Source organism: Congregibacter sp., from assembly GCF_965662665.1.
In the GTDB taxonomy this organism is placed as follows: Bacteria; Pseudomonadota; Gammaproteobacteria; order Pseudomonadales; family Halieaceae; genus Congregibacter.
In genome coordinates this window covers 144,163-158,242 of sequence record NZ_CBFIIF010000001.1, presented here as the reverse complement: position 1 = coordinate 158,242, position 14,080 = coordinate 144,163, and the positions used below count along the sequence as shown (strand labels likewise).

Here is a 14,080-nt window from a genome sequence, read left to right as displayed (position 1 = left end):
TGAGTACTATGAACTTCCACCGATTCCCGACTGGTCCCCATGAGTGTTTGTAGTTGAATGAGATATGCCCTTAGTGTTTTGTGCATCTGGGTGTGCGCGGCGTCCTTTGGGGAGGCCTTGCCTGTGCTGACTGATCTAGGAGAACTTCGGTGGCAGCACAGAATTCTTGTGATCAGTGAGCCTGATCATCCAGCGGAGTTGCTTGAGCTGTTGCATGAGAACGCGGACGCTCTCGATGAACGAAAACTTGCCTGGTTTGTGATTGTCGAGGGCGCTGTGAATAGCAACTACGACGAGGGTCTGGGTACTGAGCTACTCGGCAACATCAACAGGCGCTTGGGCATCGAGCCTAAGGAATCAATACTGATCGGTCTCGACGGTGGTGTGAAAGCGCGTGGGGAAGGGGTCGACCTAGAGGCTCTGTACGGACTGATCGACGCGATGCCTATGCGAAGGTCCGAGAACCAGTCCTAAGGGATTCCCTTACTCAGCATTAAGGTTGTATTTCATGATGCTGCCGTGGGGTCCACTCTTGTCTCTTTCGAGGTCAAACACGTCCTCGGGAGGTATGCTCATCTGTGCCTTTATGGTCGTGATTGCGTCGCGATCATGCGCATCCATCTGCAGATCGAAGACCTCTTTGTAGCGATCGACGTGCGCCGCATTACGCGATCCGATGATAACCGCAGCGACCTGGCTTTGTTCAAGCACCCAGTTGGAGGCCACGCTGGCGATGGTCACAGCGTGTTTTGTGGCAATTAGATTGAGTGTCTGGAGCAACGATTGGAAAAGCTCCCAGCCACCTATCTCATCAATCATGAGTTTGTATTTGATGAGCGAGCGGTTATCGAAAGAGCTCGGCTCCGGCTTTCCCAGCCACTGCTCGCTGAGAAAGCCGCCCGCAAGAGTGCCGTAACAGAGCAAATGCATGTTGCGATCGGCGCAGAGCTTTAGCAGGGCTTTCTCAGGTCTGGGATCGAGAAGGGAATATTGGACTTGCGACGTCGCGAGCTCCACGCCGGCATCGAGGATCTCGCGGGTTTTTTCCGTATTGAAGTTGGTTGTGGATAAAAGCTCAATCTTCCCGGACTGTTGCAACTCCTTGAGCCATACTGCTGCTTCGAGCACGCCGGGGGCGGCGTAATTCCACCAGTGGAACTGCACCATATCGAGTCGCTCTTTCTTTAGGCGCAGTAGCGACCGATCGATGATCGCCTCGACATCTTGCTTACGCAGATTGCCCAGCTGATCATAGTCCGGCACATACTTCGTGTGGATCCGAATGGGGTAGGGGCTGCTTCGCTTATTGTTCGCGGCCACAAACTCGCCGATCATCGCTTCGACGCCCGTGTAAATGTCAGCGCAGTCGAAGGTATCAATTCCGCGTTCCACGAAGGCGAACATATCAGCCACGGGATCCGAGGATAGGGTTTTGCTGTGCCCGTCAGAAAGCTGCCAGCCGCCCTTGATGACTCTTGATATCGCGTAGTCCCTGCGCAGGGCGCAGCGCTCAATCATTCCTTCCATGAATTGTTCTCAGGCAGTGGTTCTGCGGTGGTATCGGCTCGCGTAAACCTGTTCTTGCCAATCCGACTAATGCGGAATCGGGCTCCGCAATGAGGATCCGGGCAAGCAATCACATGATCCGTCGCCATCCAGTCGTACTCGTTTAACGGGCGTTGTTTAGCGGGGAGCAGCGGCAGTAATGCGGACAGAGCATAGAGTGAGAAGGGCTTTCCTGTTTCAAAAAACAGGTTCTCGCCGCGAAGCTCAAAAGAACTGCCGAGCTCGTGACTACAAACAAAGGGTTTGTCTCCTTCGATAGTTTCGACCCGCAGGTCGTAAAGTGTGAACTCGACGTCTTCCATGATCCCTCGCTTAATCGCCCTTAGAGTGCGCGCATTTTAATTGAGGAAGAATACAACAAGCTGGCTGGTACTAAGGCGGACTCCAGCGATATGATTCCGATAACCCACCCAACCCTAAGTAGAGCAGCTTTCTTTGCGAACCCCCGTTGCGTTCTTTTCGAATCTTGTGGGCCCTGCTGCGGTAATGGCCGCCGGAACCATGGGCGCCGGCGCTGTGGCGTCTTTTCTTCTCGCTGGAGCATGGTTTCGCTACGACCTGCTGTGGGTAATCCTGGCGATGCTGCCGGTGTTTGTTGTCTCGGTAGATACCGCATCCCGTATCGGCGCGCTTAACCCAGGTCAGGGCATGTTCGCTCTGGTCCGCAGCCGCATTAGTAGCATTCTTGCCTGGATCATTTTGCTTCTGGTTGTTCCCGTGCACTTTTTGGTGACCATGGGTCAGATCTCCGTAATGTCCTCTGCGTTTCTGACTTTGACAGGGCTCCCCGCGAGTTCTTCCCTGTCCCTTGGGCTGGAGGTGTTGCTGTGTGTGTCGCTGTCAGCGGCGGTGTTGTGGCTGGTGTTCTCCCGAGGCTACGAGCGGATGCAGCGGGTGATGACGCTGCTCATGATATTGATGCTCCTGTGCTTTCTGGTGGTTGCCCTTCGGGGTCTGGTGGAACTCCCGGCAATACTGGCGGGCTTTGTTCCGTCGCTGCCATCAGATCTGCCTGTACCGGGCAGTGACTCCCCGCGCATTGCTACCAGCTCAATCATTGCCATGGTGGGCGCGGCCGTAGCGCCCGCTGCGCTCCTGGGCATGCCCTATATGTGTGCGGATGACGGGGGAAGCCGAGAGGAGTTGGCGTTGGCCTTCAAACAGGCCGTTATCAACATGGGATTTGTGTTTGGCGCCTACGCGATACTTGTTGTGGTGGCCGGTGGTTATGCTCTTCACTCGCTCCCCGAGCACGCAAGCTTCGCCGATGTCGGACAGGCGTCTGCGGTGTTTCGGGATGCCTTGCCCGGTGTGTTCTCTACCCTTGGCCCGGTGATCTTCTCTCTTGGCCTGTTTACGGCGGCCATGACAACGCTGGTAGTTGCTGCTCAGGTTACTATCTATTTCATGTTGGACATGGCGGGGAAGGAGTGGCGATTCTCTTCAGACAATAGGCTGTATCACCGCGTGCTTTTAGGCTTTGTATTGGCGGCCGCGGCCCTGGCACCCTTTTGGGATTTTCCAGCCTTACTCAAAGTGATCCTGCTCATGGGTATCAATGTCGTGGTGATTCCCCTGGCCTTTGTCATTGTGCTCGTACTGGTGAACAGCGAGGATGTTATGCGTGAGTTTAAGGCCGAGTGGTGGCGAAATCTGCTGCTGATCGTCGGCTTGCTCACGTCGCTTGTTTTGGCTGTCGACAAAGCGCCGCATTATTATCAGTTGTTGATGGGGTGATTGCGCTGATCTGATATTCCCCCCGAGCATTAGCAAGAAACAAAGCTGTCTAATGCTTCGGCTGTGAATGCCAGTAGACTGCCCGCCTCATCAAGAGCAGCGGACATGCAGTGGATATTCTCGACAAAAAATATCTGGAAAGACGCGCCGACGAGGTAGTGGAGCAGCTTCACGCCTATCTGGATGCGGGCAAAAAGGTATTTACCACAAGTTCCTTTCAGTCTCAGAGCTTGCCGTTGCTGCACATGATCAGCCGCGTGGATCGAGATATACCCGTGTACTACACCAACACGGGTTTTCTCTTTGCGCAAACCATCCGCTTTGCCGACCAGCTGGCGGATCAGCTGGGCCTGAATGTTATTGCGCTGCGTCCGGAGGTCCCGAAGATCAAGCAGCTGGATCGCGAGAAGCGTTTTTTGTACGCCTCGGACCCTGATCACTGCTGCTATCTGAATAAGGTCCAACCTCTTGAGCCCGTGCTGCGAGAGAACGACATTTGGGTTAATGGCGTACGCTCGGATCAAAGTTCAGTGCGTGCGGCCATGCAGGTAGAAGAGCCGGCACAGCACGGCTGTACACGCTTCCATCCGATGTTGGAGTGGGATTCGCGCATGGTGTATTTCTATCGCAAGAATCATGACTTGCCCGAGCATCCCATGGAGGCTCATGGCTATTTGAGCATCGGTTGCGAGCCTTGCACGATGAAAGCCTTTGATGACGGTAACTCTCGGAACGCGCGCTGGTTTGGTATGAACAAAACCGAGTGCGGACTTAACACGACACTGGTTTCGGGAGGTAACTGATGAGAGTCATGGTGACCGGCGGAGCCGGCTACATTGGCAATGAGTTGGTCTATCGGCTGTCAGCTGAGCCGAGCATTAAAGACATTCTCGTCTATGACAATCTGTGCAAAGCCAACTACAACCTTTTCACGGGTTTGCGCAAAGTGCCCGGGAATAACGTTCGATTTATTCAGGCCGATATCCTCGACTCCCGCAGCTTGCGTAGCTGCATGGAAGGCATGGATGTGGTTATCCACCTTGCAGCCAAGGTAGAGACACCCTTCGCCGATCAGAATGCCCATGATTTTGAACAGACCAATCACTGGGGTACCGCAGAGGTGGTTTATACCGCCGAAGAAGTGGGTATAGGTCGCTTGATCTATCTCAGCAGTCAGTCTGTGTACGGCCACGGCGAAATCACTGACACATCACATCCAAGGGTGCCTAGCAGCTATTACAGCATTTCCAAAATGCGCGGTGAAGAACACGTGATGCGGCTCATGGAGAAGATCCCGGTGCAGTTGCTGCGCTGTGCCAACGTTTATGGCTATTCCAAAAACTTGCGCTTTGAGACCATGGTGAATCAGTTTGTCTTTGACGCCCACTTTACCAACCGGGTGGCGGTGCATGGCGATCCAGGGCATAGCGTAAGTCATATCAGCGTCTATCGCCTAGTAGAGGTTCTCGCGCGAATGATGAAGAAGGACATGGATTCTGATCTGTATAACCTCTCCCATCGTGACTTCTCATCGATGGATCTGGTGGATTCGCTCAAGGAGCTTTACCCGGATCTGGAAACTATCTTCGTTGATCAGCATATTCCTCTCTACGACCTGACCATGAGCTGTGATCCCCGGCTTCAGGAGATGCTCCCCGGAGGCTCAACGATGGCCGAGGATTTGGTAAAGTTCCGTGAGTTGTTCACGTTCTAAACCAAGGAGTTCTCCATCACAGCTCTAGCCCTGAAAGTTGATATCGTCTCAGACGTCGTCTGCCCCTGGTGCGTGATTGGCTATAAGCAGTTCGAAAAGGCGCTCACTGCCCTGCCGGGACGTTTTGATGTGAGCGTGCATTGGCGACCCTTTGAGCTAAATCCGAACATGCCCGCCGAAGGGCAGGATCTGCGCGAGCACATCGCACAGAAATACGGCTCCTCCGCCGAGCAAAGTCAGCAGGCCAGATCTCGTTTGTCGAGTATTGGCGAGTCCCTGGGTTTTCATTTTGACTATTACGACGGTATGCGCGTAGTAAATACCTTTCATGCGCACCAGCTGCTTCATTGGGCGGAAGAACAGGGCAAGCAAACAGAGCTTAAGATGGCCCTGTTCAACGCGTTCTTCAGTCAGCGACAGGATGTAAGTGATAACGAGGTGTTGGTGAGTGTCGCGGGTGGCGTGGGGCTCTCAGAGAGCGCTGCCCGGGAGGTTTTGAGCGGCGGCCTTTATGCGGATGCCGTTCGAGAGGATCAGCGCTGGTGGTTAGACCGGGAGATTCACGCGGTGCCTGCCTTTATCTTCAACGATAAGTACTCGGTGTTGGGCGCGCAGGAGGCTGATACCTTTGTGCGCGTCCTCACCAAGCTCGAGGCTAAAGCAGCGGCCTAGCTGGCCGCTTTTAAGAGTCCCTCGCTGTGCACATGCTCCAGCGTGGCATCCAGGCCAATGGCCAGCTTGTCTGTCAGCTCATCGATCTGCGCCTCGGTGATAATCAGTGGCGGACATAGCGCAAACGCTGTTCCTGCTACGGGACGACCGATAAGACCCGCTTCGGCACAGGCGTTGGTTAAAAAGCCGGCTACCGAGGGCGGAAACCCTTCTCCCGTGGATTTGTCGCTCACAAGTTCAAGAGCTGCGATGAGTCCTCTGCCACGAACTTCTCCCACCAGCGGATGCTCCGCAAAGGGCGCCAGTTTTTCTTGAAGATAGGCACCGGTCTTTGCGGCCTTCTCAAAAATGTTGTCGCGCTCGTAGATTTCAAGGGTCTTCAAAGCCACCGCACAGCCAAGAGGATGGCCTGAGTAGGTGTAGCCATGTCCGAACACACCGACTTCGGATACCGGTTCTATCAGGGCTTCGTAGATATCGCCGCGGACGACAGAGGCGCTAATGGGCACGTAGGCAGATGACAGCTGCTTGGCGAGCGTCATGAGGGCGGGGTTTTCGATGTTCATGGTTGTGCAACCAAAATCGTTCCCCGTCCGTCCAAAGCCGCAGATGACTTCGTCGGCCCAGAACATAATGTCGTGCTTGTTCAGAACCGCCTGTACTTTTTCGTAGTACCCCGCCGGTGGCACGATCACGCCGCTGGCACCGGTGATGGGCTCTGCAAGGAAGGCGGCGATGGTGTCAGCGCCCTCGGCTTGAATCAGGTTTTCCAGATTGCCGACAATACGATCAACAAAAGCCTCTTCGCTCTCGCCGGGATTACGACCCTTGTAGTAGTGCGGGTGGTCTGTGCGAAGAATGCCCAAGGCGTCTACCGGCGCGTCAAAGTGCGTGAGGTTGGCCGGTAAGCTGGTAAGCGCTCCTGAGGCGACGGTCACGCCGTGATAGCCGCGCTCCCGGGTAATAATCTTGCGCTTCTCGGGTCTGCCGGTGGCGTTGGCGTAATAGCGCAAGATCTTGATGAAGGTGTCGTTGGCATCGCTGCCGGAATTGCCAAAGAATATCTTCGCATTGTCCACGGGCACCATCTCACGAATCTTGTCCGCCAGGGCCATCATCATGGGATGCGTCTTGCCGCCAAAGGCGTGGTAATAGGACAGCTGACCCATCTGCTCGGTGGCTGCGGCGATGAGCTCTTTATTCCCATAGCCCAAAGATGTGCACCAAAGGCCCGCCAGGCCTTCCAGGTACTGCTTACCCTTGTTGTCGTAGACGTAAACACCTTCGCCCCGCTCTACAACGATCTGTTCGGTGGCCTTAAAGTTTGTGGTGGGATAAATAACGTTGGTCATTGAGATTACCTCTTGTATCGGCAGGGCCGCCGACTTGCTATTAACGCTCTAGGGGAAGCATACCGCTGTCCAGCGCAGCGGCAAAATCGTGCGCCACGATGACCTCAATATCGGATCTTTGATCCATTGCGGATAACCACAGTCGGAGCGACTCGGTACGCGCTGTATTCTCGGGAACAAAAATAGTGCTATAGAGCCAACCTTTACCGGTGTTGCTCAGCAATTTGCTTTTTACGTTGGTGATATCGCCGCTCATGAGCCACAGCGTTTCATCGACATACGCCGCGAAAAGCGTAGAGCCCGGCGTGTGGCCGCCAAGTCCGACAATACCCAGACCGGGAAAGTCACTGTGAGTCAATAAACCCTCGCCCTGAATAACCACCGACTCAAGACAGGATGACTCGAGTTGACGCGCACTCTCTTTAGTATGGAGGTTGTGCTCGTTAGCCTGCCACAGTGTCTGATAGCTGCGAGCGCCCTTGCCCCGTTTTGCACAAAAGGCATCAATTCCTTGTACGTGATCTTCATGGAGGTGTGTAACCCCAACTCCAGCTACTTTAGTCGTGCGGTCCTTGAGGAACTCGGGGGCGGTGCCCGAAAATTTGACCGGCCCCATGCCTGGCGAGAGTTTGGCGATGAGTTCTCCAAAGGCTTCGCTGGTTGGCTTGTCCATTGCCGCGTCAATCATGAACTGTCGGCCGTCAGGCCACTCAATCACAACGATGGAGTGATTGAGGTCGCGATCGGGTCCTGATTGAGACGAGGATCGCGCGATACCTATTGATACTGGGCCATTAGGAATCGTCGCCAACGTGCGAAGATCCTGCTCTGTAGGTAGCCTTGGCTCAATACCGCGAATCTGCAGATGGGCTGGGCCGAGATAGGCTGCCAGCGCCACCAAGACAAGCGTAAGAAGACCGATACTTAACCGTAAAAACGAGCGCATAGACGCACTCCACGCCAAGAGGAAAGCCGCAGGCTAACACGCCATGCGGCGCCGTAGCGTGGACAAGCAGCTACTGTATTTTTTTCGCTGTGCGCTATAGTCTGGTGAGTCTTGGTAAGTCGTCCACAGAGGAACGCAGCATGCTCAAATTAATGGTTAACGGTAAATCTATGGAGGCGGACGTTGATCCCAGCACGCCGCTCTTGTGGGTGTTGCGAGATCATCTGGGTCTCACGGGTACAAAATATGGCTGCGGAATAGCTCAGTGCGGTGCCTGTACCGTGCATGTCGACGGCAAAGCCATGCGGGCCTGTGTGTATCCGGCTAGCGCAGCCGAGGGCAAAGAGATCACGACCATTGAGGGCCTTTCTGAGGATGCGAGTCATCCGGTACAGCAGGCCTGGGTAGAGATCGACACTCCCCAGTGCGGATACTGCCAGCCGGGCATGATCATGGCCGCCTCTGCCTTGTTGGCTGAAGTGCCCAACCCCAGTGACGAAGACATCAATCAGCGTATGACTAATATTTGTCGTTGCGGCACCCTTCCTCGGGTGCGCGAGGGCATTCACCGAGCTGCTGCCATCGCTGGCAGTGACAAAGGAGCGCAGTCATGAACCTCAAAAAACTCTTGGGAGAGACGGGACCGCAAGACTTTGATCAGCCTGGCGAGTCCGGTGTAGTCGATATTAGTCGTCGTCGCTTTGTTGTGGGATCGGCAGCGGCCGGTGCGGGCCTAATGGTGGCCATGCAGCTACCCCTTGGCAGTGCCAGCGCGGTTGCTCAAGATGGTGCAACCGAGGTTAACGCCTGGGTCGTGATTGATCCCGATGACACGGTGACTATTCGTATTGCCCGCGCGGAAATGGGCCAGGGCACGCTCACGGGCCTTGCACAGATGGTGGCCGAAGAGCTGGAGTGTGACTGGGACAAAGTGAGCTGGGAGTTCGCATCTCCGGCCGAAAGCCTCGCACGCAAACGGGTCTGGCGCAGCTTTGCGACGGGAGGCAGTCGCGGTATTCGTGGTAGTCATCAGTATGTAAGAGAGGGTGGAGCTCTTGCTCGAGAGCTGTTGATCGCAGCGGCATGTAAAGAGTGGGGCGTGCCTGCAGCGGAATGTTCAGCCAAGAGCAGTGTTGTGACTCACGGTCCTAGCGGCGCGACTATGACCTACGGTGAGTTGGCTGCAACTGCGGCGACTATGAGTGCACCGGACTCTGTCACTCTCAAAGATCCCAAAGATTGGACGCTTATCGGCACTCCTGCTGCGAGGCTCGATACTCAAGATAAGGTCAACGGAAAACTGCAGTACGGCGCCGATGTCATGCTGCCTGGCATGTTGCACGCCGCTATCCATGCCTGCCCGGTGCACACAGGCAAGCGCAGCAGTTTTGATGACAGTAAAGCCAAGTCGATGCCTGGCGTGCGGGCAGTTGTGGCTGTGAGCGACAATGCCGTCGCGGTTGTTGCAGACAGCTGGTGGCAGGCTAAAACGGCTTTAGATGCAGTGACTATCGAATGGGAGACCGGCGAAGACGGTAAGGTTAACAGCGAAAGTATCAAGCAAATGCTTGAAGAGGGACTCAGTGCTGATGATGCCTTTGTAGGTAATGAGCACGGCGATGCAAAAACAGCGCTGGCAAAATCCAGCAACACTTTGACCGCCGATTACAGTTACCCCTTCCAGAATCACGCGCCCATGGAGCCTATGAATACCACTGCTTTGTGGACTGAAGAGCGCTGTGAAGCATGGGTGCCAACCCAGAATGGCGAATCGGCCTTGGAAGCTGTGGCTACGGCAGCGGGACTTTTCCCGGAGCAGTGCGAAGTGCATCGAATGATCCTCGGTGGCGGCTTTGGCCGTCGCGGCGCCCACGACTTCGTAGAGCAGGCCGTAGAGATTGCCAAGCAGATGCCCGGTACACCGGTGAAGTTGCTGTGGAGCCGAGAAGAAGACCAGCGCCGGGGTTACTACCACCCGGTAACCCGTAGTCGTATGACAGCGTCTATGGACGATGACGGAAAGCTCGACGCGCTTCACGTGCGTATTTCGGGTCAATCGATTCTCGCGTTCTTCAGACCTGCTCTTGGTGAGCCCGAGAAAGATCCCGTGGTCTTCCAGTCCATGGCTCCCGAGGGCGATCACGCCATGATCTACTCGGTGCCTAACCTCCTGGCCGATCACGCCATGCGGAATACTCATCTCCGACCGGGTTTCTGGCGAGGCGTGAACATCAATCAAAACGTGTTCTACATGGAGAGTTTTGTTGATGAGCTGGCGCGCAAAGCCGGTGCGGACCCCCTCGACTATCGCCGTGACTTACTGAGTGAAAGCCCCCTTGCCCTCAAAGTACTCGAGGAGGTCGCCAGGAAAGCAGGCTGGGGCAGAGAGATGCCCGAAGGGCACGGCTTGGGTCTTGCGGTTTGCAAGGCCTTTGGTAGTTACGTTGCCGGCTGTGCCGAAGTCGCAGTTGTCGATGGCAAGCTTCAGATGAAGAAGATCTGGGCGGCTACGGACCCGGGTTTTGCGGTCAATCCGCAGCAGATTGAAGCGCAGGTCGGAGGCTCCTTTGTGTACGGGCTGAGTGCCGCACTCTACGGCGAGTGCACGGTAGAAGAGGGGCGGGTCGTGGAGGAAAACTTCGATAGCTACCCCTCACTTAAGTTGGCAGAAATGCCCGAGGTGGAGGTTAGCGTTATGCCATCGGGAGGATTCTGGGGCGGCGTGGGTGAGCCCACTATCGCGGTCGGTGCACCGGCAGTACTCAACGCGGTTTATGCCGCTACGGGTGTTCGAATCCGGCATTTGCCAGTGAAAGATCAGGCCCTCGCCTAGGCGCAGACGTCTGACTTAGCGCGGTAGCCCAGTGAAAAGCCGGGCTGCCGGCATCCCATGTGCCGGCGGCTATAAATCGCTCGTTCTCAGTTTGTTTACGGGTTTAGATCGCTAAGGAACGGCCCGTCGACACAGATGCGACGTCCATCGGGCGTTGCACAGGCGCCGCAAATCCCCACGCCACATTTGGTCAGGTAATCCACCGCGCTCAGGATTTGTGCTTCGGCGACAAACTCCCGTTGAACGGCAATCGCGGCGCGCACCATGGGCTCGGGCCCGCAGTTGTAAAACACAAGTTTCGCCCGTTCGTCGGCACTCATGTCCGCCAGTCTTTCGCGAAGCATCTCGGTGACGCGACCGTGATAACCACGGCTGCCATCGTCCGTGGCTACATGTACTTCGGCAACCTCGGCGCACTCATCTAGAAAGTACAGGCGCTCTTCGCTGCGAGCCCCTACAAAGAACTCGGCGTTCCCAAAGTCCCGAGCGATTTGATACACCGCTGCTAAACCAGTACCTCCGGCAACGGCCATAATGTGGGCGCCGTCCGGTGGTGAAACAGGCACACCGTGGGGGCCACGGACATAGGCCTCGGTTCCGGTCGGAAGATCCATAAGCGCGTGAGTGAAATGGCCCACATCAATGACCACAAGGGTGAAGGGATCGTCGACCAGTGCCGAGAAGGGCTTTTCGCCTAAGCCGGGAATCCACAAATAAATGAACTCTCCCGCTTGAATATTGATGGGACGGTCGAAGGTGAGGAGCGCGATGTCCTCGCAAACCCGTTGATTCTTCACCAGCGTCACGGGTTCAAAATTCATATCGATGTCGTAGCGGATCATTGCCTCGGCGAACCCGCCGTTATTGGACAGATCCTTCTCTAACTGCCTGAAATAGCTGCCGATTTCTTCGCTATTCATGCCTGTCAGTGCAGAGCCCACGCCAATAACATCGGCCCCGGCTTTCATGGCAGCGTTGACATCCGAGGCGCTGGAAAAGCCTCCGCAGCCCACAATAGGCAGATCACTCACTTCGCGAATCTCACGAATGCATTTCAGAGCGATAGGCAAAACCCCTTTACCGGACATGCCGCCGACGCCGTTGGACAGTACGGGCTCTCCATGGGAGCTGGTGTAGCCGGGACCCACGGTATTGATGGCGCAAAATCCATCCGCTCCGGCATCGGCGGCTGCTTTAGCGATGGCGCCGATATCGGGCGTGTTGGGCGTGAGCTTGGGAATAACGGGAACATCCACGGCTGCTTTGACCGCTGCGACAATCTCGGCCACCACGACGGGGTCTTGACCCATAGCCATGCCATAGCCGCTGGCGTGGGGGCAGGACAGGTTCAGCTCCAATCCATCGGAGTGGGGGGCCAATAACTTGGCGACCTCTACGAACTCCTCGACACTGCCGCCAAAAATTGAGGTCAGCAAAAAGCGATCATCAGGAATGTTTAGATCCTTGATACCGGCCAGTGCGGCTTCGGCACCGGGGTTTGTCAGGCCGACGGCGTTTACAAAGCAGCCTGGCGCGTACTGGGAATACACCGGCTCGCGATTTCCAGTCTTGGGAGCCAGACCAATACTCTTGGTCGTTATGACGCCAATCTGCGGTACCTGGTCAAAGAAGTACTGAATGATCGACGGCGCGGTGGTCACGATGCCCGAGGGTATTGTGAAGGGGCCCGAGAGGGTTTTACCAAAAAATTCGATGCTCAACGCCTGTGCCTTTCAAATTGCGAGGGTGACTGATGGGGTTTTGCCAATTATACGGGCCACGTCGCCTCAGGTCCCGCAGAAGGTGCGCGTAACGCGTTCCTGGGGTTTCGCGGGCAGAGCCAAATCACTATCGGCAGCACTGTACTGGGATGGATTGGCCAGTCGGTTCACGAGGCGATGAAACAGCTCATAGTTGCCCGTCTCGCCTTCTTCGATGGCGTGCTGAATCAGGTGATTGCGGGGAATAAAGGCGGGGTTTGCGCTAAACATACGGCTTTGTTTTTCTTCAGCCTTGCCAGGTTCAGCTTGCTGTCGCTGCGCCCACAGGGGCAGCCACTCCAGGAGTTTTTGTCCGGGCTTGAAGAGGGCTCCGGCGCCTGTGTTGGCGCCGCCGGGGTTGATTTCGTCCGCGAGGAACCGAAACGCCAGAGTAAAGTCGGCTTGGTCTTCCTGAAGCGCCGCAAATAGATCGTCGGCGAGAGTGATGTCTGTTCCCGTCAATTCCCCAAGTCCCAGTTTTTTCGCCAAGCCTTTCTGATAGGCCTCCTCAAACAACGGTGTGAACTGTGACAGGGCGGTTTTTGCTTCTCCTACCGCCGCGTCCGCATCGTCATTAATGAGCGGCAAAACTGCCTCGGCCAGGCGCGCAAGATTCCATTGCGCTATGCCCGGTTGGTTGCAGTAGGCGTAGCGGCCCTGCTGATCGATGGAGCTGAACAAGGTCTCTGGATGGAATTCTTCCATAAACGCGCAGGGGCCATAATCGACAGTCTCCCCGCAGAGCAGCATGTTGTCGGTGTTCATGACTCCGTGGACAAAACCCAATAGTTGCCAGCGAGCAATCAGCGCGGCCTGTGCGGCAATGACCGCTTCCAGTAGCGCAACGGCAGGTTTTTCAGCGCCTGTTTTATCTAGATAGTGACGCTCTAAAACATAGGACACGAGGGTGGCCAAAGACTGGCGGTCCTCCCTGGCGGCAAAGTACTGCATGGTTCCCACGCGTAGATGACTGGAGGCGACCCGGGTCAGCACCGCGCCAGGCTCTATGCCATCGCGCATCACAGGTTCGCCCGTGGCGACTGCGGCCAGTGCCCGGGTAGTCGGCACGCCCAAAGCAGCCATCGCCTCGCTGACAATGTATTCACGAAGCACGGGCCCCAGGGGGGAGCGCCCGTCACCGCCGCGAGACCAGTCCGTCCGTCCACTGCCTTTTAACTGGAGGTCATAGCGATGCTGATGCTGATCTACCACTTCACCAAGTAAAACCGCTCGACCATCACCCAGCTGAGGGTTGAAATGACCAAACTGATGACCCGCATAGGCAGCAGCGACGGGCTCTGAGCCGTCGGCGACGCGATTGCCGGCCAGAACCTCAATACCCTCTTGAGAGCCAAGCCACTGCGGATCAATCCCTAACTCCGTCGCCAGACGGTCGTTGACGCGTATCAGCGACGGATCTTTGACCGGATCCGGCGGCTGCTTGGTGCTAAAGGGCGACCCCAGGGCGGCGAAACTGTTATCGAAGGGGATGGGCATGGA

Annotated in this window: 13 protein-coding genes; 7 read left to right on the top strand and 6 right to left on the bottom strand. The window is 56.0% G+C overall.

Annotated features, from left to right (window positions below; all coding sequences use genetic code 11):
* Positions 1-123: 123 nt before the first annotated feature.
* Positions 124-474 carry a DUF4174 domain-containing protein gene (locus ACTG39_RS00730; RefSeq protein ID WP_439105597.1) on the top strand — a complete coding sequence of 117 codons (351 nt, stop codon included), beginning with the start codon at positions 124-126 and terminating at the stop codon, positions 472-474.
* 9 nt (positions 475-483) lie between these two features.
* Here ACTG39_RS00730 and ACTG39_RS00725 read toward each other — a convergent pair whose 3' ends face one another.
* Together ACTG39_RS00725 and ACTG39_RS00720 are read right to left on the bottom strand one after the other, a co-directional pair.
* On the bottom strand, positions 484-1,527 hold the full coding sequence (locus ACTG39_RS00725; protein WP_439105596.1) for an aldo/keto reductase: 1,044 nt from the start codon (positions 1,525-1,527) through the stop codon (positions 484-486).
* On the bottom strand, positions 1,515-1,868 hold the full coding sequence (locus tag ACTG39_RS00720; protein WP_439105595.1) for a TIGR04076 family protein: 354 nt from the start codon (positions 1,866-1,868) through the stop codon (positions 1,515-1,517). Before ACTG39_RS00720 ends, ACTG39_RS00725 begins: the two co-directional genes overlap by 13 nt.
* A 133-nt stretch (positions 1,869-2,001) precedes the next feature.
* Here ACTG39_RS00720 and ACTG39_RS00715 point away from each other — a divergent pair, with 133 nt between their 5' ends.
* The 4 genes from ACTG39_RS00715 to ACTG39_RS00700 all read left to right on the top strand — a co-directional run bounded on the left by ACTG39_RS00715 (position 2,002) and on the right by ACTG39_RS00700 (position 5,689).
* Positions 2,002-3,303: an NRAMP family divalent metal transporter gene (locus ACTG39_RS00715; protein ID WP_439105594.1), complete on the top strand. Its 1,302-nt coding sequence runs from the start codon at positions 2,002-2,004 to the stop codon at positions 3,301-3,303.
* Positions 3,304-3,413: 110 nt separating this feature from the next.
* Positions 3,414-4,106 carry a phosphoadenylyl-sulfate reductase gene (locus ACTG39_RS00710; protein WP_439105593.1) on the top strand — a complete coding sequence of 231 codons (693 nt, stop codon included), beginning with the start codon at positions 3,414-3,416 and terminating at the stop codon, positions 4,104-4,106.
* Positions 4,106-5,017 carry an NAD-dependent epimerase/dehydratase family protein gene (locus ACTG39_RS00705; protein WP_439105592.1) on the top strand — a complete coding sequence of 304 codons (912 nt, stop codon included), beginning with the start codon at positions 4,106-4,108 and terminating at the stop codon, positions 5,015-5,017. The genes ACTG39_RS00710 and ACTG39_RS00705 overlap by 1 nt, the downstream gene beginning before the upstream one ends.
* Before the next feature lie 15 nt (positions 5,018-5,032).
* A complete protein-coding gene (locus tag ACTG39_RS00700) occupies positions 5,033-5,689 on the top strand; it encodes a DsbA family oxidoreductase (RefSeq protein ID WP_439105673.1) in 657 nt (218 codons plus the stop codon).
* On the opposite strand, the gene ACTG39_RS00695 is transcribed toward ACTG39_RS00700, so the two are convergent.
* Complete coding sequence (locus ACTG39_RS00695; RefSeq protein WP_439105591.1) at positions 5,686-7,041, bottom strand: aminotransferase; 1,356 nt, start codon at positions 7,039-7,041, stop codon at positions 5,686-5,688. The two genes, ACTG39_RS00700 and ACTG39_RS00695, sit on opposite strands and share 4 nt — an antisense overlap.
* Positions 7,042-7,081: 40 nt before the next feature.
* The gene (locus ACTG39_RS00690; RefSeq protein ID WP_439105590.1) at positions 7,082-7,987 is read right to left on the bottom strand and encodes an MBL fold metallo-hydrolase; all 906 of its coding nucleotides are present in this window, start codon (positions 7,985-7,987) and stop codon (positions 7,082-7,084) included.
* Positions 7,988-8,127: 140 nt separating this feature from the next.
* Here ACTG39_RS00690 and ACTG39_RS00685 point away from each other — a divergent pair, with 140 nt between their 5' ends.
* Both ACTG39_RS00685 and ACTG39_RS00680 read left to right on the top strand, forming a co-directional pair.
* The gene (locus ACTG39_RS00685; RefSeq protein ID WP_439105589.1) at positions 8,128-8,601 is read left to right on the top strand and encodes a (2Fe-2S)-binding protein; all 474 of its coding nucleotides are present in this window, start codon (positions 8,128-8,130) and stop codon (positions 8,599-8,601) included.
* The gene (locus tag ACTG39_RS00680; protein WP_439105588.1) at positions 8,598-10,820 is read left to right on the top strand and encodes a molybdopterin cofactor-binding domain-containing protein; all 2,223 of its coding nucleotides are present in this window, start codon (positions 8,598-8,600) and stop codon (positions 10,818-10,820) included. The genes ACTG39_RS00685 and ACTG39_RS00680 overlap by 4 nt, the downstream gene beginning before the upstream one ends.
* 95 nt (positions 10,821-10,915) lie before the next feature.
* Here the strand turns inward: ACTG39_RS00680 and ACTG39_RS00675 are convergent, their stop codons facing one another.
* Together ACTG39_RS00675 and ACTG39_RS00670 are read right to left on the bottom strand one after the other, a co-directional pair.
* Positions 10,916-12,541 carry a tRNA-dihydrouridine synthase gene (locus ACTG39_RS00675; RefSeq protein WP_439105587.1) on the bottom strand — a complete coding sequence of 542 codons (1,626 nt, stop codon included), beginning with the start codon at positions 12,539-12,541 and terminating at the stop codon, positions 10,916-10,918.
* A gap of 66 nt (positions 12,542-12,607) precedes the next feature.
* Positions 12,608-14,077, bottom strand: a complete 1,470-nt coding sequence (locus tag ACTG39_RS00670) for a protein adenylyltransferase SelO (RefSeq protein WP_439105586.1) — start codon at positions 14,075-14,077, stop codon at positions 12,608-12,610.
* Between the last annotated feature and the right edge of the window lie 3 nt (positions 14,078-14,080).